The sequence below is a fragment of the Providencia heimbachae ATCC 35613 genome (assembly GCF_001655055.1).
Taxonomy (GTDB): domain Bacteria; phylum Pseudomonadota; class Gammaproteobacteria; order Enterobacterales; family Enterobacteriaceae; genus Providencia; species Providencia heimbachae.
On the sequence record NZ_LXEW01000036.1, the window covers coordinates 16,094 to 38,098 of the forward strand.

Consider the following 22,005-nt stretch of genomic DNA (forward strand, 5'->3'; position numbering starts at 1 on the left):
AATCATCACTAACCTATTTAATAAATAACGAATGAATGTTTCATTATATGGAACTTGTTATTTTTTAAAAAGTCACTTTAACTAAAATAGAGAGCAATATTCTATTTGTAACTAATAAATACCAATATTAAGTCTATTTTTAGTGTTTAATAAAGCTAAGCGTAATTGAGTGTGAAATTAAATCATGAGTTTTATTTTCCTAATAGCATAAAATAAATTTATATATCCTTTCTTTCTTAATAATTACCGTATTTTAACGGGATGATTGTTATCCTTTTATCGTCGTACTCATTCTAAATAGAAAATACGTGCTAAAGTTGCAGCAATATTTTATTTATGTATCAATAAAGTTATCTTTATCATTACAAATTCTAAATTATTTAGGTCTATGCCTCTGGGATACACAAGGAATGAACATGCAGGGTAACGTTATCAATAAAAATAGTGTCATTTCTGGGATTCAGTGGTTTGTTTTTATTTTTTGCAACACCGTTGTGATCCCGCCTACATTACAATCCGCATTTCATCTATCCGCAGAAACCACATTTGCGATTACACAGTATTTCTTTTTATTAACTGCGGTAGCCTGTTTATTGCAGGCGTTTTTAGGGCATAAACGTTCCCTTATGGAAGGATCAACAGGATTGTGGTGGGCAACTATTTTAACGGTGACACTATCAGAATCAATGCAAGGAACGCCTCTTAATACAATTGGTTGGAGTATTGCAGTGGGTGTTTTCTTATCAGGCGTATTAACCGTATTGATAGGCTTAAGCGGTCTTGGTGGTTGGTTAGCCCGCTTATTTAAGCCCGGTGTTTTGGTTGTATTTATGTTTTTGCTGGGTGCGCAGTTGGTTTCTATTTTTCTAAAAGGGATGCTAGGTTTACCTTTTGGTGTGAGTAGTGGTGATGTTACCGTGAATTATTCGGTATTCTTTTTGGCTGTAGCGGTATTGTTTTTCGTGATTGGTATGATTGTTTATTTGCCTGTAAGTATTAGCAAATATGCGTTATTGTGTGGAACAATCGTTGGATGGGGGGCGTATAGCCTATTATTTGAGAGTAAAATATCTGCCATTTCATCTGCCGAATGGATTTTATTTCCGTTAGGAAAATCAGACGATATTAATATCAGTATTATTATCACGGCAATTCTTGCCGGTATTTTGAATACTTCCAATACCTTTGGAGCAATGCGGGGAACTGAGGTTTTTTACCCGAATACAATGCCAACCAAATGGTTGTATCGTAGAAGTTTTATGATGTCAGGTTTTGTGACTATGCTGGCCTCTCCTCTTGGTGTGGTTCCTTTCTCACCTTTTGTCTCCTCAATTGGTTTAATTACGCAGACAAAAGACAGCTCACGAGTTTCTTTTACAATTGGTAGTTTTATTCTTTTATGTGTAGGTGGAATTGCAATATTTACGCAATTTTTCCGCTCGCTTCCATTGGCAATTGGGAGTGCCGTCATGCTTGCAACCTACTTGCCTTTATTATTTTCATCATTTTCATTTTTGTCTGAAATAAAACTAAATCCCCGAAATATTTATCGCTTGGCAATTCCGCTTTTTGTTGGGATATTTTTAATGTCAGCACCGGATGCGGTTATTGAGTCACTGCCGATGATGTTGAGTTCACTGTTGGGAAATGGGTTGTTGATGGGGATTATATTGGCGTTATTATTAGAGAATATGATTAATTGGGATAAGATTCACTGATTCCCCGTCATACTTCGAGCTACAGCGTTGTTGGCTTCACTCGCCTATTCGAGTCACATACTTATGTATGCTCCTCGATATATTCTCGTTTGCCGCCTAGCTGTAACTCGAATTATTTAGGGGAATCTCACTGTCATACGCCAAGCTAGAACGTTGTTGGCTTCACTCGGCTAATTCCCCGTCATTCTTCGAGCTACAGCGTTGTTGGCTTCACTTGCCTATTCGAGTCACATACTTATGTATGCTCCTCGATATATTCTCGTTTGCCGCCTAGCTGTAACTCGAATTATTTAGGGGAAATTTATCAGGTGTTAAGTAATAAATAACTATCGACCCAAATAACCATCCCAATCTTTCCAAACAGGTTGTAAACCCGCTTGAACCAATGCATCGGCGACTTGAGCCGCACTGCGATTATCGTTTGGCGCGAATTGCTCTAATTCAGCTTTTGAATCTGCGTAACCACCCGGCTGGGTTTTCGAACCGGCGCTGACATTATTAATGGCTAAAGGCACCACATGATCGCGAAAATAAGGGGATTCGCGGGTGGATAATGACAATTCAACATTGGGTGCCAGTAAACGAAAAGCACAAATAAGTTGGACTAATTCGGCATCGTTCATCAAAGAAGCAGGTTCAATTCCACCCGCACAAGGTCGTAAGCGTGGAAATGAAATGGAGTAACGACTTTGCCAGTAGTGTTGTTGCAGATACAGTAAATGTTCAGCCACCATGTAGCAATCCGTTCGCCAGCTATTTGATAACCCAATTAATGCCCCTAGACCTATCTTATCAATACCCGCCTTCCCTAAGCGTTCAGGTGTTTCTAATCGCCAGTAAAAATCTTGTTTTTTACCTTTTAAATGATGCAATTGATAGGTTGGTTCGTGGTAGGTTTCTTGATAAACCATGACACCATCCAGCCCCAACGATTTGAGTTCAGCATATTCGTTAGTGCTTAACGGCTGTACCTCCATCATCAATGAGCTAAAGTATTGGCGTATAATTGGCAAATGTCGTCGAAAATAAGCCATTCCAACTTTAGTTTGATGTTCCCCTGTTACCAATAATAAGCTGTCAAAACCAATTTTACGGATCGTCTGACATTCATTAATAATTTCAGATGCGTCGAGGGTTTTACGTTTGATGCGATTGCTCATTGAAAAACCGCAATAAGTACAATCGTTTGCACATAAGTTTGATAAATACAAAGGAACATAAAACCCGACAGCATGACCAAAGCGCTGACGGGTGAGCCGTTGTGCTTTTTGCGCCATTGGCTCAACAAATGGTCGAGCTGCGGGTGACAGCAACGCCATAAAATCATCTAATGTTAAGCTGTCATTGGTGAGTGCATTTTCCACGTCCTGTGCCGTTTTACTATTAATGCGTAGCGTGAGATCGTCCCAGTTGAGCTGTTGCAAACGCTGGCGAAAGCTCATGCTCATTGCAGTACTCCCAGAAAATCAGTTAATGGGCTCGATGCTTCCGCCTGCTGTTTTGGTGCTGCAAGGCCTGCTCGAGAAGCGAGTTCTGCCGCTTCAATGGCCAGTTTGAATGCTTGAGCCATTAACACCGGTTGTTTTGCAACCGCTATCGCCGTATTAACGAGTACGGCGTCTGCGCCCATCTCAATGGCTTCGACAGCATGACTTGGTGCGCCAATCCCAGCATCCACCACTACCGGCACAGTGGCTTGTTCAATGATAATTCGTAGCATTTCTTTGGTGGCTAGACCCTTGTTAGTACCGATAGGTGCGCCGAGAGGCATTACCGCGGCACAGCCGACTTCCTCAAGACGTCGACACAAAACGGGATCAGCACTGCAATAAGGTAAAACGACAAAGCCTTCTTTGACCAGTTGTTCCGCCGCGAGCAAGGTTTCAATAGGATCAGGGAGCAAATAGCGCATATCAGGGTGAATTTCTAATTTAACCCAATTGGTGCCTAACGCTTCACGAGCAAGACGTGCGGCAAATACGGCTTCTTGTGCATTCTTCGCCCCCGAAGTATTTGGCAGTAATTTGATACCAAGGGATTGCAGTGGTTGAAGAATACCGTCATCTTGGCCGCGTAAATTAATGCGTTTCATCGCCATGGTGACTAATTGGCTACCCGAGGCTTTGATCGCATCTTGCATTAAGTTGGCGCTGGCAAATTTACCGGTTCCCGTAAATAAGCGTGATTGAAAAGTGATATCAGCAATTTTTAACATAATCAGCCCCCTGCAATCGCTTGGAACACTAAAATAGTGTCTTGGTCATTAATAAGATAAGAATCCCACTGATTTTTAGGAATGATGACTTGGTTAATGGCTAACGCTACCCCTAATGTTTGGCGTTCAAGTTGCGTTAACAATTCAGTGATCGTGATTGGCGGGTCAAGTGTCATAGGTTGGTCATTGATTATGATATGCATGCTTCCTCCCGACAGATAGGGCACTCAATTGAGGGCGTTAGCTGCAATGTATTCCACTGCTGCTGTTTACCATCAAATAAATGCAATTTACCGCTAAGGGAGGAAGGAAGCCCAACTAATATTTTGAGGGCCTCCAAAGCTTGTAATGTACCGATAACACCGACAACGGGCCCTAAAACACCCGCAGTACGACAATTACGCTGAGGCTCTTCTTGATCAGGATAAAGACAGGCATAACAGCCGGAACTGAATGGCGGTTCTAGCACCATCAATTGCCCCCCAAAACCGACGGCACTGCCACTGATTAATGTGGTGTTTGTCACTACACAGGCAGTGTTGACCGCGTGGCGGGTCGCCATGTTGTCACAGCAATCAAGCACTAAATCCACCTGCTCAACGAGGGGAATTAAGGTTTCGATATCTAATTTCTTCTGTACGACATGGGTTGTGACTAAGGGGTTCAATTGATGAAGCCGATCAGCAGCTAACTGTGCTTTTGATTGCGTAATATCATCAGTATCGTATAAAACTTGTCTTGGCAAATTAGAGACATGTAAATCATCGTGGTCGGCTAACCAAATTTCGCCAACACCGGCTCCCGCTAAATAAAGGGAAGCGGGGGAACCTAACCCACCTAAACCGACAATCAGCACTTTGCTATTTTTGAGTTTTTGTTGCCCATCAGGGCTGACATCTTCGAGCAATAGCTGGCGGCTGTAACGCATAAATTCTTGGTCACTCAGCATGATAGATCCTTTCGAGTCATGATTAGGGGGCGTTCGCTAAAAATAGCGGCAGCACCCTAATTATCAATCAGTTAATGAGAACGTTTGTTTTCAATTAAATCTAACAATGTTTTCGTCGCGGCTAACCAATCATCGGCCTGTGTAATTGCGCTGACGAGGGCAACACTACCGACACCCGTTGCAAGCACCGCGGGTACCTTATCAATAGAGATCCCCCCAATAGCCACTGTCGGGTAGTCAGGTGTCGCAGCGACCATGTATTTGAGCGTTTCCAAACCTTGTGGTGAAGATGGCATCTCTTTCGTTTGAGTGGGAAAAATATGTCCCATTGCGATATAAGAAGGGCGTACCGATTTAGCGATAGTAAGTTCTTGTTCATCGTGGGTTGAAACCCCTAACCGCAAACCTGCTTGGTGGATAGCGTGTAAGTCAGTGGTTTCTAGATCTTCTTGCCCAAGATGAACGCCATAAGCACCAAATTCAACAGCCAGATGCCAGTAATCGTTAATAAATAACCGTGCGTTATGTTGCTTGCCAATGGCTATTGCTTTTTGTATGTCATCACGAACCTGATCATCCGGTTTGTCTTTGATGCGTAATTGAATGGTGGAAACACCAGCATTTAGCAGGCGTTCAATCCATTCAACTGAATCGACAACAGGATACAGTCCCAATTTTTGCTCAGTTTTGGGGAAAGGTGAGCTTGGTAAGTTAAGCAATTTTCTCATCGCTCATCACCTCTTTACGACCTGTTTCAGACTCAGTGATTTCAGCGCCATGATAGAGTTCACTGCCGTGTGCACGGAAAGCTTCAGACATTTGTTCCATGCCTTGTTCTTTTTCAGCAGCTTCTTTTTGCGCTGCATAATCACGCACTTCTTGTGATATTTTCATCGAACAAAATTTTGGACCACACATAGAGCAAAAGTGGGCAACTTTTCCAGAGGCTTGTGGCAGCGTTTCATCGTGATATTTACGTGCTGTTTCTGGGTCGAGGGCAAGGTTAAATTGGTCTTCCCAACGGAACTCAAAGCGGGCTTTAGACATGGCATTATCACGAATTTGTGCACCAGGGTGGCCTTTTGCAAGGTCAGCGGCATGTGCTGCAATTTTATAGGTGATAAGCCCCTGTTTTACATCATCTTTATTCGGTAGTCCTAAATGCTCTTTTGGGGTGACGTAACACAACATCGCGCAGCCAAACCAGCCAATCATCGCCGCGCCAATACCGGAGGTGAAGTGGTCATAACCTGGAGCAATATCGGTTGTTAATGGGCCTAAAGTATAAAATGGCGCTTCGTGGCAATGTTCGAGTTCTTCGGTCATATTGCGGCGGATCATTTGCATTGGTACGTGGCCGGGGCCTTCAATCATCACTTGAACATCGTATTCCCACGCAATTTTGGTTAACTCTCCAAGGGTATGAAGTTCTGCGAATTGAGCTGCATCGTTAGCATCTTGAATAGAGCCCGGACGTAAGCCATCCCCTAATGACAATGACACATCGTAAGCGGCACAAAGTTTACAAATTTCACGGAAATGCACATACAAGAAATTTTCTTGGTGATGAGATAAACACCATTTCGCCATAATAGACCCACCACGGGAGACAATGCCCGTTAGGCGTTTTGCGGTCATCGGTACATAACGCAGTAGCACGCCAGCATGGATGGTGAAGTAATCAACCCCTTGTTCCGCTTGTTCGAGTAGAGTATCGCGGAACATTTCCCATGTGAGATCTTCGGCAACTCCATTCACTTTTTCCAGCGCTTGGTAAATCGGTACAGTACCAATTGGTACAGGGCTATTACGTAAGATCCATTCACGAGTTTCATGAATATAGCGACCCGTTGATAAATCCATCACGGTGTCCGCACCCCAGCGAGTCGACCAAATCAGTTTTTCAACTTCTTCCTCAATTGATGAGGTAACGGAAGAATTACCAATATTGGCATTCACTTTCACCAGAAAGTTACGACCAATAATCATCGGTTCAGATTCAGGGTGATTAATATTAGCGGGAATGATGGCGCGTCCAGCGGCAACTTCTTGGCGTACAAATTCGGGCGTAATGTTTTCAGGTAAATTTGCGCCAAATCCTTGTCCTGGATGTTGTTGAAGTAACACTTCACCACGAATGCGTTCACGTCCCATATTCTCGCGAATGGCGATAAACTCCATTTCTGGGGTAATAATGCCTTTGCGTGCATAGTGCAATTGAGTTACACATTTATGAGTTTGTGCTTTGAGAGGCTGCGGTCGGTTGTTAAAGCGAAGGTGGTCAAGGCCTGCATCAGCTAAGCGTTGCTGAGTAAAATCGGAACTTAAGTTATCGATAGTTGTAGTATCTGCACGCTCATTGATCCAAGGCGCGCGAATTTTTTTCAATCCTTTATGTACATTGAGTACTGATTCAGGATCACCATAAGGCCCAGATGTATCATAAATGGGAATAGGTTCGTTATCTTCAAATTGAGGGGTGTTTTTATCGCCGCCAAGTAGTGTTGGAGAGAGTTGAATTTCCCGCATTGGGATTTGAATATCCTCCCGAGAACCTTGCAAATAGATACGTTTTGAATTGGGAAAAGAAACGCCCGATACGGTATTGATAAAGTCTTCTGCGGCATCACGCTGTGCTTTGCGAGTGCGTGCCGGAGCAGGTTGTGGAGAAACATCTGTAGTAGGTATAGCATTAGAGATAATTGTATTATTAGACATAGCAAATTCCTGACATTGTCACGGGCTAAGACGCACGATGCGTATAGCAGGTTATCGTAAGAAAGTTGCTTGTCAGGAGTTCGGAGGAGTAATAAAAAGACGTTGCGGCTAGTTTTTCACCAAATGGAGCAGCGAAAATTGCGCTGATAGATTACTCTTGTTCCCTTCGCGGGTATTAACCCGATCAGGTTCCGCGGATCCCGAATTAACGGTCTCAGCCCGATGTTTGCACATGCTAGGCACTCCGACAAGAATTAATCAGTATATGGTTCTTTCTGATTATAACAAGTATTTTCCTCGTCATTCTTCGCGCGATAGGTGCGTCGATTTCATAGATTTACCCGAATCACATACTTATGTATGCTCATCGGGATAATTCTATTCATCTCCTTCCTCTAGCACGAATAATTTAGAGGAACCTTTGTAAAGACTGGTTAGTTAAAAACCTTTGTAAAGGCTCGCTAGCGTGAATAGTTTAAGGGAAGTTTTGAAAACAATTTAGTTAGGAACCTTTGGAAAGGCTGGTTAACTAAAACCTAAACCTACAAACTCCATGCATACTGCGGCCAGTTATTTTCTTTGGCGGCTTGCGTTAGGCGTTCGTCGCCGTTGACGATAAAGGTTTCATCGGCGAAATGGCACATGGGGAGATCGTTGGCAGAGTCGGTATAAAAATAAATATAAGCATCAGTGATCGGCTGGTGGCTGATCCACTGCATTAGCCGTTTGACTTTACCTTCTTTAAAGGTGGGGATTCCTTCAGTTTCAGTGGAATAGCAGCCATCTTTTTGTTTTATATCGATCCCCATAACGATGTCTGCATTGAGTCGTTCAGCGATTTTTTTTACGATAAAAGTCACCGTGGCGGAGATCACAATAATCGGGATCTCTTGGGATCGGTAAGTGGCGATCGTTTTGACCGCCTCAGGGTATATACGAGGCAAAATAATGGTATCGACAAAATTATCTAACCACAGATCAACTTGCTCTATTTTCATGCCAGATAGCGCCTGCATACTAAATTTCAGGTAGGTCACCATATCCAAAGAGCCTGCATTATATTGAACCATCATCTCTTTATCTGCTTCAACAAAACGTGGGTCAGTGATGATTTTTTTATCCCACAAATATTGTGTCCACAGCACACTACTATCACCTTGAACTATGGTGTCATCTAAATCAAAAATGGCTAATTTGTTCTGCATTTTTTACCTTTATATTCGGTCAACTTATTCATTAATTGAGCGCACGAATTTCATTTTTATTAAACATTAATTCAAGGTGTGTTCCGGGCTCAAAAAGCCTTTCGGAAGAACGATTGAGTAAATCGACCGTCATATTTCCGGCTGGGGTATTCACAGAATAACGAATGATATTTCCAAGTAATTGATGGTCAATAATAATTGCGTCAACAGGATGAGAAATATGGTTGCCATATTGGCGCCCGCTTTCTTTAACATAGATAGATTCAGGGCGTATCGCCAACGTGCCTTGAAGGTTCAAGCCTAACATCGCATTGGCTTTTTCGGCTTCGACTAAATTATAATTTCCCATAAAGCGTGCTACAAACTCATTGGCGGGCTGAGTATAAATATTTTCTGCGGTATCGCTTTGAATAATAGAACCTTTATTCATTAAAAATATCCTATCTGACATGATCATCGCTTCGTCTTGATCATGGGTGACAAAGAGCGTTGTTAGATTTAGCTCACGCTGGATAGAACGGATTTGTTGACGCAGATGCTTACGAATTCGCGCATCAAGGGCAGATAACGGCTCATCGAGTAATAATATCTGGGGCTTCATCACAAGGGCGCGAGCAAGTGCAACACGCTGACGCTGGCCACCAGAGAGTTGGTGAGGATATTGCTGCTCTTTTCCTTGTAATTCAACCATCTCAATCACTTCTGCAACGGCTCTATCTCTCTCTCGGCTGTCGATTTTGCGCATTTTTAAACCAAAGGCAATATTTTCAGCGACGGTCATATTGGGAAATAAAGCATAGCTTTGAAATACCATCCCAACGCCACGCTGTTGAGCTGGTTGGTGGGTAATATTTTTACGATTGATATAAAGCTCACCGCTATTGGGTTGTTCGAGACCTGCAATACAGCGTAATAGTGTTGATTTACCACAACCACTTGGGCCGAGCAGGGTGATAAATTCCCCTTTTTCGATGGTAAATTGGATATCAGCAAATACCTGACTTTGACCAAAGGATTTACTTAATTTTTCGGCAATCACATAACTCATTATTCATCTCCAGAACGGCTTAATCGAGTTGCAAGCCAAGTGAGTAGCAAGGTAAATAGGAAATAAGACATCACTAATGCAGAAGTGAAGTGGCCACTGGTTTGCCGCATATTGAAAAGATAGATTTGTAGGGTCTCATAACGGGTTCCTACTAAGATATTGGCAAAGACAAATTCACCCATTAAAAATGAAAATGAAATCAATAATGAAACAAGGAAGCCTTTACGAATATTGGGCAGTACAATCATCATGAAGGCTTTAAAGGTGCTTGCACCTAACAAGTGAGCCGCATCCATCAAATCATGTAAATTAATACCTTGGAAACTATTTGCTAGTGCGCGGTACATAAACGGCAAAGTGATAGTGAAATAGGTGCCGATTAATATCCATGGTGTTCCCACTAACATAAAGGGCTCATCAGCGAATATTTGCAATAAACCGACGGAAGACACCACGGGTGGGATAGCAAAAGGCAGAATAATCAACAAATCCATCAAGCCTTTCATCTTTGGAAATCGGTAAAATACCGCAAATGTCATGGGTAAGATAACCAAGGTGCTGACGAGTAATGTCCCGAAACAAATAATCAACGAGCGACCAAATGCCATTAAAAATCGAGGGTCTTGCCATAATTGTAAATACCATTTAATTGATAACGAATCAGGCAATACCGTTGCGCCCCATTGGCTCGAAATTGAATAGAGAAAAGTGGCAATAATTGGAAGGATAAGTAGGCCTGCGACACTAATTAATATTAATTTATGTAGCCACAAACCCGATACTTTAGTGGTCATACTTGAGCTGATAGCATTATTATTTTGCATGGTAGCTCCGTTTTAATAACCAATGATAGATTGCGGTGATGAAACCAAGAATTACAATAAGCAAAACGGATAATGCCGCCGCCATATTCGGTTCTAAAAATAAGTCTCCAGATACTAAACTTGCAATCCGGATAGTCACGAGATTGTAATTACCACTTGTGAGTGCATAAGTACTGGCGTAAGCCCCAACCGCATTGGCGACCAAAATAATAAAAGTACCGAGTAACGCAGGGGCGAGTACTGGGATCGCAACCTTAAACCAATAGGTTAACTTACTGGCTCCCATGGTTTTTGCCGCATCTTCCCACTCAGGTCTTAGCGCATCAAAAGCGGGATAAAGTAATAAAATGCCAAGTGGAATTTGGAAATAGATATACAGCAGCATTAATCCACTTGCGCTATAGATATTAAAATCTTCAATAATTCCCCATGCTTTTAATTGCAGGGTAATCGCACCGTTAAAGCCTAAAATAATGATAAAGGCAAAAGCGAGAGGAACACCGCTAAAATTACTGGCCATCGTGGTGAAAGAGATCATCATGCGGCGCACTTTTCCTTGCATTTTATAAATAGAAAAGGCAGTTGCACTGGCAATTAATAATCCAATCACACTACAAATAATGGAAAGCCACAGCGTATTTTCAAAGGCTTGGAGATAGAAATCATTGGTGAATATTTCGAAATAGTTGGAAATAGACCAGCTTTCTTCATAAATAAAGCTGTTAATCAGCACCCAAATCATTGGCGCTAGCTGAAATAGGCAAAATAGGGTAATAAAAGGCAGCATCAATAACGCAGCTTTCCAGTGAATGCGCGCGAGCCATTTTTTTAACATAGCGATTTTCCCTAATGTTTGCCTTGCCTGTTTGCAGGGAGCGGTAATATCAGCCATCAGCGCCCCCCTACTAGCAATGGATGACAAACGGGCTTATCAATAGGATTAACACCTAGTAGGGTACACACAGTACCGCAAATATCTGTTTGTTTAATATTGCAGGGGGAGTAGTGTGAAAATTGCGACCCAATGGTCAATAAAGGAACAGTACACTCCTCCGGTAAAATGCCACCGTGGCTATGGTCATTATTCATGCCGTGATCGCTGGTCACGATGATTTGGTAACCTTGTTCCATCCAGATAGGAATATAGTTCGATAAAATAATATCGGCTTTACGCGCTGCATTACGGTATTGAGAAGAATCAAAACCAAACTTGTGCCCTGTATCATCGATGTTCATTGGATGAATTAATAAAAAATCAGGGGAAAATTGCGTGCGTAAATATTCTGCATCAATAAATAAATGGTCATCAGGGTAGCTATCCGCTTGATAAAAGCAGCCATGCTGAATAGGTAATTGTTCATCATGAGTAAAGCGGTCGCGTGTCGCGATAAAAGGTGCGCGATTATAAAGCTCACTAACCCAGTAATAGGCAGCCGCCGCCGTTGTTTTTCCAGCTTGGTGAGCAAGGGAAAACACGCTCTCAAAATGGGATAAACGGACGACCTCATTATTGACAATACCGCTGTTTACTGGAGAAACACCCGTTAAAATACATTCATATAGTGGGCGTGACATTGAAGGGAGTTCGCACTCTATTTTATAAAGCGTTGCTTTGTCAGCGCGGATTAATCCATTGAGATAGCCCATACAATGATGGGCTACTGAATAACTTAATCCGTCTAAGACAATAAGTATGACTTTGTCAGACATGATTCGGCCTTAATTATTGCTGGTGGATTAATACTTGCTGTTGCCACATTTTTGGCAGATTGCGAGAGGATTTTTCCCAGCCTTCCGCATTTTTAATTGGGCGAACATTTTTATATTGTTCATCAGGGAGTAACTTAGATTTAATGGAATCAGGCAATGTCAGATATTGTGCACGAATAGGGCGAGCATAACCTTCTGCAAGGTTTAATTGGCCTTTATCGCTAAAGATAAATTCACGCGCTAATTTTGCTGCATTTGGGTTTTTGGCATATTTATTAATAATGGTGGTATAGCCTGAAATAACAGAACCATCGGATGGAATAATAACGGTAAAGCGGTCTCGGTTAATTTGGTCGCGATAATTTAGGGCATTAAAGTCCCATAGAATTCCGACTTCAACTTCACCTTTTTCTAAGCTTGCAACGCTTGGGTCATTAACACTTAAACGTTTTTGTTTTGCCAATTCAGCAAAGAATTCGATAGCAGGTTTGATATTTGTTTCATCGCCCCCACGCGCAAAAGCAGCAGCAAGCACGGCATTATTAGCTTGAGCGGCAATACCGACATCGCCAACAGTGACTTTGTATTTACCTTTTAGTAAATCATCCCAACTCTTTGGTGCATCTTTGACTAACTCATTGTTGATCATAAAGGCAATCGAGCCAGTATAAGCGAGTGCCCAATGTCCATCCTTATCTTTCGCCCAATCAGGAATTTGTGACCATGTTGTTGGTTTATATGGTTGGGTAACCCCTTTTTGTACTGCAATAGGGCCAAAAGAGGCGCCAACATCACCAATATCGGCAGTGGCATTCTTTTTTTCGGCATCAAATTTGGCAATTTCTTGAGCGGAACTTAAATCAGTATCTTGGTGTTTTAACCCATACTGTGTTTCTAAGTCTTGCCAAGTTCCTTTCCAGTTAGCCCATGTGTCCGGCATACCAACGCTATACACTTGTCCTTCTTTTTTTGCCGCATTAATTAATTCGGTTAGATTAGCATCTGCCGCTAATGCAATACTTGATGTTGTTAAGGATATTAAAATAGCCGGTACGATAGTTTTCATCTGTTCTCTCACTATTGAGGAGCTGTATTAGTTGCTTAGCATGCTAATTTTTTAAGATGACAAACAGTTGACGGTAAGATGACACTTTTGATACATGGTGACTTTAAACTGTCTAAAAAGTGTCAAACTTCACATCAAAAAATGATGAATAGAACGTTCGAATGACTTTGTGTGAAAGAAGTGTATTGTGTAATAAACGCATATTCCTAATTGAAAAATAAAAACCATAAAAGATGTAAAAAATGAATAAACTCACATTAGTAGGAACAGAAAGTGGCTGGTGGTTCGTCTGTTTCGCCGGTCGGTTATGGCTACCTCAAGGGGATATTCCCAGAGGAAACGCAAAAGAATATTCACTCGTTGGCAAAACAGCGACACCAATTGGTGAATGGCAAGGTGAGATTGTTTGGCTAATTGCAGAAAAAATGCCATCGGATATGGCATCCCCACGTTTAGTGGCGGCTCAAGACGAAGGACTATTTCGTCTCGCAGGTCGAGGTGTACAGCTTGCTGAATTTTATCGTTCACATCGATATTGTGGCTATTGCGGTACTTTGATGCGCCACAGTAAAACGGAATGGGCTTGTCTCTGTGACCATTGTCATGAACGATATTATCCGCAAATTGCCCCTTGCATTATTGTCGGCATTCGTCGCGATGACCATATTTTACTGGCTCAGCATCGTCGTCATTCGCAAAATCCACTATTTACTGTATTAGCAGGTTTCGTGGAAGTGGGTGAAACATTGGAAGAGGCGGTTGCACGGGAAGTGATGGAAGAAAGTAATATTAAAATACGCAACATCCGCTACGTGTCTTCACAACCTTGGCCATTCCCCCACTCTTTAATGATGGGTTTTCTTGCGGATTATGAGAGCGGAGAGATCAAGGTCGATCCTCATGAGTTAATTAGTGCAAATTGGTATCATTACAATGAGTTACCTTTAATTCCGCCCGGAGATACCATTGCAAGGCGCTTAATTGAAGATACTGTCGCGTTGTGCCGCAATCACGATGATGAAATGGGCTCATAGTCGCGCCCTAATTTTGTTGCCTTTTACATGTTACACTATGCCCAAAATATTGAGAGTTGCAGGTAGTCAACAACCCTACAATTCAAAGTATGACGGGTATATTACAGCCATTTGCGGCGGCCACTGACTATAATGGAGTAAATAATGACTGAGTTGAAAAATGACCGCTATCTACGTGCGTTGCTACGTCAGCCTGTAGATGTAACCCCAGTATGGATGATGCGACAAGCAGGGCGTTACTTGCCTGAATATAAAGCAACACGTGCGGAAGCTGGTGATTTTATTGCTCTTTGTAAAAATACCGAGTTAGCCTGTGAAGTGACTCTTCAGCCATTACGCCGCTTTCCATTAGATGCTGCGATCCTTTTTTCTGATATTTTGACTGTTCCAGATGCGATGGGATTGGGTCTTTACTTTGAAACAGGGGAAGGCCCTCGTTTTGAAAGGCCGATTAGCAGCATGGCCGATGTGCAAAAACTGCCTATTCCAGATCCAGAAGATGAGCTGGGTTATGTCATGAATGCCGTTAGAGCTATTCGCAAAGCACTAAATGGTGATGTCCCCTTGATTGGTTTTTCGGGCAGTCCATGGACGCTGGCGACTTATATGGTTGAGGGGGGAAGTAGTAAGGCTTTTACTAAAATCAAAAAAATGATGTATGAAGACCCCAAAGCGCTGCACCTTTTACTCGATAAACTTGCGGATAGCGTCATTTTGTATCTCAATGCACAAATTCGAGCGGGCGCACAATCACTCATGATTTTTGATACTTGGGGTGGTGTATTGACGAAGCGGGATTACTTGCAGTTCTCACTACACTATATGCACAAAATCATTGATGGACTGATCAGAGAAAACGACGGTCGTCGCGTGCCTGTCACTTTGTTTACTAAAGGTGGTGGACAGTGGCTAGAGGAAATGGCGGCAACCGGTTGTGATGCACTAGGCCTTGATTGGACAACTGAAATTGCGGATGCCCGTCGCCGTGTTGGTGATAAGGTGGCATTGCAAGGGAATATGGACCCATCGATGTTATATGCACCTCCTGCACGAATTGAAGAAGAAGTGCAAAATATCCTCGCGGGTTTCGGTAAAGGTGATGGTCACGTGTTTAACTTAGGGCATGGTATTCATCAGGATGTTTCACCTGAGCATGCCGGTGTATTCGTTGATGCAGTTCACCGTTTCTCCCGCCAATATCATCAATAAATAACTCTCAATTATCATTTATTGATGAGTATAATTTGTGGTGTATTTACAGTGCCTTGTAAGTACACCATTATCATCTATGATTAATTATTATTACGCATCGCAAGTATTGAGCAGATCATGGTTTTAGATACTAAGCTATTACGGCAAACACAAACTGAGCAAGCCCAACAAATTATTTTGCATGATGAATACCTATCACCCCGTTTTATTGGCGGTGCAGATGTTGGGTTTGAACAGCAAGGACGTGTGACTCGGGCTGTCATCGCTGTGTTGTCATGGCCTGAGCTAAAACTGGTTGAATACCAAATTGCGCGTGTGCCGACTGAGCTTCCTTATATCCCCGGTTTATTATCATTTCGAGAAGTACCGGGACTGATGGCTGCATGGTCACAAATAAAACAAAAACCTGATTTAGTATTAGTCGATGGGCAAGGTATTGCACACCCAAGGCGTTTTGGTGTTGCTTGTCACTTTGGTTTAGAGGCTAATATTCCAACAATCGGCGTGGCAAAAAGTCGTTTATGTGGTGATGATGTAGAGCTTGGTGAAGAGCAAGGAAATTATCAGGTATTAAAACAAGGTGAAAATCAACTAGGTTGGGTGCTACGTAGCAAAAAACGCTGTAAGCCTTTATATATTTCTCCCGGACATAAAATGGGTTTTTCTTCTTCGTTAACGTGGGTAAAGCAGTGCTTACAAGGCTATAGACTGCCAGAACCAACCCGTTTTGCTGATGGAATTGCCTCTAATCGCACATTTTTTAGGCGAATGAATGAGAAAATCGGCTAATTATCAGCAAAATATGTGGCATTGACAGATTTTCAGGTAAACTGCGAAGTATTAAGATTGATGAGTCAGAAATTATGTTAAGAAATCCCATTCATTTGAGGTTGGAAAAATTAGAAGGCTGGCAGCATACGACGTTTATGGCGTGTCTGTGCGAAAGAATGTATCCCAACTTTCAAATGTTTTGTCGTCAAACTGAGTTTGCAGATGAAAAAGCGTATCGTTCTATACTTGATTTAGTGTGGGAAACGCTGGTCATAAAAGATAGCAAAGTTAATTTCGACAATCAGTTAGAAAAATTAGAAGAAATTATCCCTTCAGCGGATGATTTCGATATGTATGGTGTGTATCCCGCAATAGATGCCTGTATTGCATTAGGGGAAGTCATCCACTCAAAATTGAGCGGAGAAACCCTAGAGCACGCAATATTGGTTAGCGAAGCATCCATTCGTACCGTCGCCATGCTTGAAATGACCCAAGCAGAACGCGAGATGACAGAGCAAGAACTCGGAGAATTATCTTCTATTGAAGAGGAATGGGATATCCAGTGGGACATTTTCCGTTTACTAGCAGCTTGTGAAGAACGAGACTTAGAGTTAATTAAAGGATTAAAATCTGACCTCCGCGAAGCGGGGGTTAGCAATATAGGCATTACTCTGGGCTGATTTTTGCGTTTTTATTAACGAAAACGTGACTTGAAGCAGTAATGCTGAGTACTAAGGCTTCACATAAGCCCCTAGTCTGGTCTACATTTAGGGGCGAGAAGAAGTGGCTATCGGGGGCGTGTATCAGGGGCTGTCAATTTGGCATATCCGACGCACTCGATGCTTTGCAAACGATAAACACACTGTGTAAGGATAATTTATGAATAAGACTGAATTAGTTGAAGCTATCGCCGAATCAGCAGACCTGAGCAAAGTTCAGGCAAAAGCAGCATTAGAAGCTACTTTAAATGCTATCACTGAAACGCTGAAAAATGGCGAACAAGTACAACTGGTCGGTTTCGGTACTTTTAAAGTTAACCAACGTGCAGAACGTACCGGTCGTAACCCACAAACTAAAGCAGAAATTTTAATTCCTGCTACAACTGTACCTGCGTTCACTGCTGGTAAGTCTTTGAAAGAAGCAGTAAAATAAGTACATTGTATACAAGAATCATCAATAGGGGTAAGAACCTACCCCTTTTGTTTATTCGAAAAGGGTTGCTGGTATTGGGAGTTCTCTCAATGCTCAGCGCCTGCTCCTCTAATGCGCCTAAGCTTCCTGAGTTCAGTGCAAGCGGGTTTATTGCCGATGATGGCGTAATTCGTATGTGGCGACTCAATGATACGAAAAGCCAACCTCTCGTCTTAATGGTTGTTTACAGCCCCTACAAAGGTACCGATACCTCCGTTAGTTTTTTCGAATACCGAATGGGAAAACTTTGGCAAATTCGTAGCCAAACGCTAAACCAAGGTGACGAAAATATAATGGAACAGCTACGCTTTAATAAGAATGATGATATTGTTTTTATGCAGCGCGAGCTAAAAGGTAGTAAAACACCGCTCACTTCGGATGAAATTGCGCGTTGGCGTTTTGAGGCCGACCGAGTACTTGAAACCAACACGGCACTGATTGTTGGTGGTATAAAACTTTATCAAGGCCATTGGCAGCAAGGTGAAATTACGACCTGTGAAGGTGATGTACGTGATGTAACCTTTGAGCCTTATGCTGAAAAATGGTTAAAAAGTAGAGCAAGTGTTTGGCATAAACAGCTTAGTGTGGCGTGGTTGGAGTCGTCAGAAGGGAATCAACTTTTGATGGTGGCGGATACGGACTTTTGCAGTTGGCAACCTTCTAAAGATTCTTTGTAGGTTAGTGCTCGGCGTCTTTCGAACCACAGCAGTATTGCTACGTTCGTTCACTCTAGTCACATACTTATGTATGCTCCTAGAGATTCTCTCTCTTGCGGCTTTGCTGTGATTCGAAATACTTAGAGCCATTGGCTGTGGGTAAGGTCAAAAGTAAGCTAAATTCTAATTCCAATTCCAATTCAAAAAATAGAAACGTAGAAAATAAAAAAGCTGATAAAAGTTTTCTCTTATCAGCTCGTGTAATGATTTTAGTGACTTCTATTATTTGATTCGGGCAATCGCACGGTAACCGATGTCATTGCGATAGAAGCTATCATTCCAATGAATGGATTTTGCGGCTTCGTATGCTTTGGCTTGGGCTTTGGCAATATCAGCGCCGAGCGCGGTAACACATAATACACGACCACCGGCAGTGGTGACTTCACCATCTTTCATTGTCGTACCTGCATGAAACACCTTGCTATCAGGCACTTCTGCTGTTGGTAAGCCCGAAATAACATCACCATTGCGATAATCACCTGGGTAGCCACCCGCTGCAATAACAACACCCAGAGCAGGGCGTTCATCCCATAATGAATCTTTACCCGCTAACTCACCTTTTGCGCCTGCAAGGCACAGTGCGATGAGGTCAGACTGTAGACGCATCATAATAGGTTGAGTCTCAGGGTCACCAAAGCGACAGTTAAACTCAATCACTTTAGGGTTGCCTGCTTTATCAATCATCAATCCCGCGTATAGAAACCCTTGGTAGCGATTACCTTCTTGATCCATTCCATTCACGGTTGGATAAATCACTTGTTCCATAACACGTTGGTGAATTTGATCAGTAACAACTGGCGCAGGGGAATAAGCACCCATACCACCTGTATTCAAACCCGTATCACCATCACCTACACGTTTGTGATCTTGGCTAGTTGCCATTGGAATGACATTCTCGCCATCAACCATAACAATAAAGCTCGCTTCCTCACCATCAAGAAATTCTTCGATGACAATACGATGCCCTGCATCACCGAAAGCATTACCGGCTAACATATCTTGAACCGCATCTTTGGCTTCTTGCAGCGTCATGGCAACAATAACGCCTTTACCTGCGGCTAAACCATCTGCCTTGATAACAATGGGCGCACCGACTTTATCTAAATAAGCGAAAGCAGGTTCAACTTCGGTAAAATTTTCATAAGCCGCGGTGGGAATATTATGACGAGCTAAAAAATCTTTGCTAAATGCTTTTGAGCCTTCAAGTTGTGCAGCGCCTTTAGTTGGACCAAAAATTGTCAGCCCAGCATTTTTAAACGCATCAACAATACCAATGACTAATGGCGCTTCAGGGCCAACAATCGTCAGACCCACTTGGTTCTCTTTTGCGAATTGAAGTAATGAATCAATATCGGTCGCTGAAATATTGACGTTCTCAAGAGCAGGCTCAAGTGCCGTGCCCGCATTACCCGGTGCGACATAAACTTTATCTGCGAGTGGTGATTGAGCCGCTTTCCATGCTAAGGCATGTTCACGGCCGCCACCGCCAATAATTAAAATATTCATTAATAAACCTCTAATAGCTAGTGACGGAAATGACGCATATTAGTGAAAATCATTGCAATGCCGTGTTCATTGGCAGCATCAATGATTTCATTATCACGAATAGAGCCACCGGGTTGAATAACACAGGTCACGCCAACAGAAGCTGCCGCATCAATACCATCACGGAATGGGAAGAAAGCATCTGATGCCATAGCACAGCCAGCAACTTCTAACCCTTCATCAGCCGCTTTTATGCCTGCTATTTTGGCAGAATATACACGGCTCATTTGCCCTGCGCCAATACCGATAGTCATATCATTTTTCGCATAAACAATGGCATTTGATTTAACAAACTTAGCGACCTTCCAGCAAAATAGTGCATCTTTCAGTTCGCGCTCAGTAGGCTGGCGCTTAGTGACTACACGTAAATCATCGGCTTCGACCATACCTAAATCGCGGTCTTGCACTAACAGACCCCCATTTACACGCTTAAAATCTAAACCAGCAACAGGTTTCGCCCATTCACCACAGATGAGAACTCGAACATTTTGTTTGGTTGCAAGAATAGGAAGAGCATCATCGGCAACAGAAGGTGCAATAATAACTTCAACGAATTGACGTTCAATAATCGCTTCTGCGGTAACTTTATCTAATGGGCGATTAAACGCAATGATACCGCCAAATGCAGAAGTTGGGTCTGTTTTGAATGCGTTGTCATAAGCGGCATGAATATTATTACCAATTGCAACACCACAAGGGTTAGCATGCTTAACAATCACACATGCCGGCTCTTCGAAAGACTTAACACATTCAAGAGCCGCGTCTGTATCTGCAATATTATTATAGGATAGTGCTTTACCTTGAATTTGCGTGGCAGTGGCAATAGAAGCTTCTTTTAGATTATCTTCTATATAGAAGGCAGCATCTTGGTGGCTGTTCTCGCCGTAGCGCATATCTTGCTTTTTGATAAAGTTCAAATTCAAGGTACGAGGAAAACGTCCAGAAGGTTGAGTTGTATCACCATGATAAGGTGCAACGAGTTCACCGAAGTAGTTAGCAATCATACTGTCATAAGCTGCGGTGTGTTCAAATGCTTTAATAGCAAGATCAAAACGTGTTGACCCATTCAGCGAGTTTCCGTGATTATCCATCTCATCAATGATTGTCTGGTAATCATTACTATTCACTACAATAGTAACATCTTTATGGTTTTTTGCTGCTGAGCGAACCATTGTTGGGCCACCGATATCGATATTCTCAATGGCGTCTTCTAATGTGCAGTTAGGCTTTGCGACAGTTTGAGCAAATGGATATAAATTCACAACAACCATATCGATAGGTGCAATATCATGTTCTTGCATGATGCCATCATCAATTCCGCGGCGACCTAAAATTCCACCATGAACTTTAGGATGTAATGTTTTTACACGGCCATCCATCATTTCAGGGAATCCTGTGTAATCTGAAACTTCAGTAACCTTCAGGCCTGATTCCGCTAACAGTTTGGCTGTGCCACCCGTAGAGAGGAGTTCAACACCACGGTGAGAAAGCGCCTTCGCGAATTCAACAACCCCTGTTTTATCAGATACGCTAAGTAGGGCACGACGGATAGGACGAAGCAATTGCATGAGATAGATCCCTTGGATTTAGATAAATAAGGCAATGATGAGCAATCATGTTAGTTGGAAGAGATGTTTTTCTCTTCTTATATACCTAATCATAAAAGCGGAATTTCGCTGTTTCTTCAATAGCTATATATAAGTCACTAACAATTTCAGAACATAAAAACAAAATCAATGCTGAATTTTCGTGTTAATTGTAACGCAAACGTTTGCGTAATGCGCGCTAAATTTTGAACTTTTTAGTGTCTGTGGATAATTTTGTGGATAAATCTGTATAAATGGGGGTTTTGCTGTGGAATGCAGCAGTTGAACAAAAAAATGCAAAAAAAGGGTTGCCAGATTTTTCTGGTTCCCTATAATGCGCATCCACTGACCGGGAACAAGACAACGCAAAGCGCGATGAACACTGAAACGGCAGCGAGAGATTCTGAAAAGAAAAAGCAAAAAATCGCTTGACTCTCAATGAGGAAAACGTATTATACGTCACCTCGCAGTAACGACCCAGAAGGTCACTTTTCGCA

At 42.3% G+C, this 22,005-nt stretch carries 22 protein-coding genes and 1 riboswitch; of the genes, 8 read left to right on the forward strand and 14 right to left on the reverse strand.

Features of this window, described 5'->3' with window-relative positions; translation table 11 throughout:
- Positions 1-416: 416 nt before the first annotated feature.
- A complete protein-coding gene (locus M998_RS12485; protein ID WP_068909135.1) occupies positions 417-1,718 on the forward strand; it encodes a uracil/xanthine transporter in 1,302 nt (433 codons plus the stop codon).
- 326 nt (positions 1,719-2,044) lie between these two features.
- Here the strand turns inward: M998_RS12485 and thiH are convergent, their stop codons facing one another.
- The 12 genes from thiH to M998_RS12545 all read right to left on the reverse strand — a co-directional run bounded on the left by thiH (position 2,045) and on the right by M998_RS12545 (position 13,453).
- On the reverse strand, positions 2,045-3,166 hold the full coding sequence (gene thiH / locus M998_RS12490; RefSeq protein WP_068909136.1) for a 2-iminoacetate synthase ThiH: 1,122 nt from the start codon (positions 3,164-3,166) through the stop codon (positions 2,045-2,047).
- A complete protein-coding gene (locus tag M998_RS12495) occupies positions 3,163-3,933 on the reverse strand; it encodes a thiazole synthase (protein ID WP_068909138.1) in 771 nt (256 codons plus the stop codon). Before M998_RS12495 ends, thiH begins: the two co-directional genes overlap by 4 nt.
- Before the next feature lie 2 nt (positions 3,934-3,935).
- Positions 3,936-4,136, reverse strand: a complete 201-nt coding sequence (gene thiS / locus M998_RS12500) for a sulfur carrier protein ThiS (RefSeq protein ID WP_068438359.1) — start codon at positions 4,134-4,136, stop codon at positions 3,936-3,938.
- A complete protein-coding gene (locus tag M998_RS12505; protein ID WP_068909140.1) occupies positions 4,124-4,882 on the reverse strand; it encodes a HesA/MoeB/ThiF family protein in 759 nt (252 codons plus the stop codon). The genes thiS and M998_RS12505 overlap by 13 nt, the downstream gene beginning before the upstream one ends.
- Before the next feature lie 71 nt (positions 4,883-4,953).
- A complete protein-coding gene (thiE, locus tag M998_RS12510; protein WP_068909142.1) occupies positions 4,954-5,610 on the reverse strand; it encodes a thiamine phosphate synthase in 657 nt (218 codons plus the stop codon).
- On the reverse strand, positions 5,594-7,600 hold the full coding sequence (thiC, locus tag M998_RS12515; RefSeq protein ID WP_068909144.1) for a phosphomethylpyrimidine synthase ThiC: 2,007 nt from the start codon (positions 7,598-7,600) through the stop codon (positions 5,594-5,596). Before thiC ends, thiE begins: the two co-directional genes overlap by 17 nt.
- Before the next feature lie 144 nt (positions 7,601-7,744).
- A riboswitch (TPP riboswitch) is annotated at positions 7,745-7,857 on the reverse strand.
- Positions 7,858-8,142: 285 nt separating this feature from the next.
- Positions 8,143-8,805, reverse strand: coding sequence for an HAD family hydrolase (locus M998_RS12520; RefSeq protein WP_068438347.1), 663 nt, complete (start codon positions 8,803-8,805; stop codon positions 8,143-8,145).
- 31 nt (positions 8,806-8,836) lie between these two features.
- Positions 8,837-9,853: an ABC transporter ATP-binding protein gene (locus tag M998_RS12525; RefSeq protein ID WP_068909146.1), complete on the reverse strand. Its 1,017-nt coding sequence runs from the start codon at positions 9,851-9,853 to the stop codon at positions 8,837-8,839.
- Positions 9,853-10,677 carry an ABC transporter permease gene (locus M998_RS12530; protein ID WP_068438341.1) on the reverse strand — a complete coding sequence of 275 codons (825 nt, stop codon included), beginning with the start codon at positions 10,675-10,677 and terminating at the stop codon, positions 9,853-9,855. The genes M998_RS12525 and M998_RS12530 overlap by 1 nt, the downstream gene beginning before the upstream one ends.
- Complete coding sequence (locus tag M998_RS12535) at positions 10,667-11,569, reverse strand: ABC transporter permease (RefSeq protein ID WP_068909147.1); 903 nt, start codon at positions 11,567-11,569, stop codon at positions 10,667-10,669. The genes M998_RS12530 and M998_RS12535 overlap by 11 nt, the downstream gene beginning before the upstream one ends.
- Positions 11,569-12,387: an alkaline phosphatase family protein gene (locus tag M998_RS12540; RefSeq protein WP_068909149.1), complete on the reverse strand. Its 819-nt coding sequence runs from the start codon at positions 12,385-12,387 to the stop codon at positions 11,569-11,571. The genes M998_RS12535 and M998_RS12540 overlap by 1 nt, the downstream gene beginning before the upstream one ends.
- Positions 12,388-12,400: 13 nt before the next feature.
- Complete coding sequence (locus M998_RS12545; RefSeq protein WP_068909151.1) at positions 12,401-13,453, reverse strand: ABC transporter substrate-binding protein; 1,053 nt, start codon at positions 13,451-13,453, stop codon at positions 12,401-12,403.
- 242 nt (positions 13,454-13,695) lie between these two features.
- Here M998_RS12545 and nudC point away from each other — a divergent pair, with 242 nt between their 5' ends.
- The 6 genes from nudC to M998_RS12575 all read left to right on the forward strand — a co-directional run bounded on the left by nudC (position 13,696) and on the right by M998_RS12575 (position 18,338).
- The gene (gene nudC / locus M998_RS12550) at positions 13,696-14,487 is read left to right on the forward strand and encodes an NAD(+) diphosphatase (RefSeq protein ID WP_068909153.1); all 792 of its coding nucleotides are present in this window, start codon (positions 13,696-13,698) and stop codon (positions 14,485-14,487) included.
- 144 nt (positions 14,488-14,631) lie between these two features.
- Positions 14,632-15,696, forward strand: coding sequence for a uroporphyrinogen decarboxylase (hemE, locus tag M998_RS12555; protein WP_068438328.1), 1,065 nt, complete (start codon positions 14,632-14,634; stop codon positions 15,694-15,696).
- A gap of 120 nt (positions 15,697-15,816) precedes the next feature.
- Positions 15,817-16,488 carry a deoxyribonuclease V gene (nfi, locus tag M998_RS12560; protein ID WP_068909155.1) on the forward strand — a complete coding sequence of 224 codons (672 nt, stop codon included), beginning with the start codon at positions 15,817-15,819 and terminating at the stop codon, positions 16,486-16,488.
- A gap of 74 nt (positions 16,489-16,562) precedes the next feature.
- Entirely contained in the window at positions 16,563-17,150 is a 588-nt protein-coding gene (locus M998_RS12565; RefSeq protein WP_068438322.1) for a YjaG family protein, read from the forward strand.
- A 199-nt stretch (positions 17,151-17,349) separates the two neighbouring features.
- Positions 17,350-17,622 (forward strand): non-specific DNA-binding protein Hbs, encoded by a 273-nt coding sequence (gene hbs, locus M998_RS12570; RefSeq protein WP_068438318.1) that lies wholly within the window; start codon positions 17,350-17,352, stop codon positions 17,620-17,622.
- Between the two features lie 89 nt (positions 17,623-17,711).
- Positions 17,712-18,338: a DUF1481 domain-containing protein gene (locus M998_RS12575; protein ID WP_068909157.1), complete on the forward strand. Its 627-nt coding sequence runs from the start codon at positions 17,712-17,714 to the stop codon at positions 18,336-18,338.
- Positions 18,339-18,599: 261 nt separating this feature from the next.
- On the opposite strand, the gene purD is transcribed toward M998_RS12575, so the two are convergent.
- Both purD and purH read right to left on the reverse strand, forming a co-directional pair.
- Complete coding sequence (gene purD, locus M998_RS12580; RefSeq protein ID WP_068909159.1) at positions 18,600-19,883, reverse strand: phosphoribosylamine--glycine ligase; 1,284 nt, start codon at positions 19,881-19,883, stop codon at positions 18,600-18,602.
- A gap of 17 nt (positions 19,884-19,900) precedes the next feature.
- Positions 19,901-21,490, reverse strand: a complete 1,590-nt coding sequence (purH, locus tag M998_RS12585; protein WP_068909161.1) for a bifunctional phosphoribosylaminoimidazolecarboxamide formyltransferase/IMP cyclohydrolase — start codon at positions 21,488-21,490, stop codon at positions 19,901-19,903.
- 291 nt (positions 21,491-21,781) lie between these two features.
- Between purH and M998_RS19660 the strand changes: the two genes are divergently transcribed.
- Entirely contained in the window at positions 21,782-21,940 is a 159-nt protein-coding gene (locus M998_RS19660; protein ID WP_166696029.1) for a hypothetical protein, read from the forward strand.
- Positions 21,941-22,005 lie beyond the last annotated feature (65 nt).

Bases quoted from the DNA above. Each gene is read 5' to 3' on its own strand.
- M998_RS12485 (WP_068909135.1), top strand. From the start codon at position 417: ATGCAGGGTAACGTTATCAATAAAAATAGTGTCATTTCTGGGATTCAG.
- thiH (WP_068909136.1), bottom strand. From the start codon at position 3,166: ATGAGCATGAGCTTTCGCCAGCGTTTGCAACAGCTCAACTGGGACGAT.
- M998_RS12495 (WP_068909138.1), bottom strand. From the start codon at position 3,933: ATGTTAAAAATTGCTGATATCACTTTTCAATCACGCTTATTTACGGGA.
- thiS (WP_068438359.1), bottom strand. From the start codon at position 4,136: ATGCATATCATAATCAATGACCAACCTATGACACTTGACCCGCCAATC.
- M998_RS12505 (WP_068909140.1), bottom strand. From the start codon at position 4,882: ATGCTGAGTGACCAAGAATTTATGCGTTACAGCCGCCAGCTATTGCTC.
- thiE (WP_068909142.1), bottom strand. From the start codon at position 5,610: ATGAGAAAATTGCTTAACTTACCAAGCTCACCTTTCCCCAAAACTGAG.
- thiC (WP_068909144.1), bottom strand. From the start codon at position 7,600: ATGTCTAATAATACAATTATCTCTAATGCTATACCTACTACAGATGTT.
- M998_RS12520 (WP_068438347.1), bottom strand. From the start codon at position 8,805: ATGCAGAACAAATTAGCCATTTTTGATTTAGATGACACCATAGTTCAA.
- M998_RS12525 (WP_068909146.1), bottom strand. From the start codon at position 9,853: ATGAGTTATGTGATTGCCGAAAAATTAAGTAAATCCTTTGGTCAAAGT.
- M998_RS12530 (WP_068438341.1), bottom strand. From the start codon at position 10,677: ATGCAAAATAATAATGCTATCAGCTCAAGTATGACCACTAAAGTATCG.
- M998_RS12535 (WP_068909147.1), bottom strand. From the start codon at position 11,569: ATGGCTGATATTACCGCTCCCTGCAAACAGGCAAGGCAAACATTAGGG.
- M998_RS12540 (WP_068909149.1), bottom strand. From the start codon at position 12,387: ATGTCTGACAAAGTCATACTTATTGTCTTAGACGGATTAAGTTATTCA.
- M998_RS12545 (WP_068909151.1), bottom strand. From the start codon at position 13,453: ATGAAAACTATCGTACCGGCTATTTTAATATCCTTAACAACATCAAGT.
- nudC (WP_068909153.1), top strand. From the start codon at position 13,696: ATGAATAAACTCACATTAGTAGGAACAGAAAGTGGCTGGTGGTTCGTC.
- hemE (WP_068438328.1), top strand. From the start codon at position 14,632: ATGACTGAGTTGAAAAATGACCGCTATCTACGTGCGTTGCTACGTCAG.
- nfi (WP_068909155.1), top strand. From the start codon at position 15,817: ATGGTTTTAGATACTAAGCTATTACGGCAAACACAAACTGAGCAAGCC.
- M998_RS12565 (WP_068438322.1), top strand. From the start codon at position 16,563: ATGTTAAGAAATCCCATTCATTTGAGGTTGGAAAAATTAGAAGGCTGG.
- hbs (WP_068438318.1), top strand. From the start codon at position 17,350: ATGAATAAGACTGAATTAGTTGAAGCTATCGCCGAATCAGCAGACCTG.
- M998_RS12575 (WP_068909157.1), top strand. From the start codon at position 17,712: ATGCTCAGCGCCTGCTCCTCTAATGCGCCTAAGCTTCCTGAGTTCAGT.
- purD (WP_068909159.1), bottom strand. From the start codon at position 19,883: ATGAATATTTTAATTATTGGCGGTGGCGGCCGTGAACATGCCTTAGCA.
- purH (WP_068909161.1), bottom strand. From the start codon at position 21,490: ATGCAATTGCTTCGTCCTATCCGTCGTGCCCTACTTAGCGTATCTGAT.
- M998_RS19660 (WP_166696029.1), top strand. From the start codon at position 21,782: ATGCAGCAGTTGAACAAAAAAATGCAAAAAAAGGGTTGCCAGATTTTT.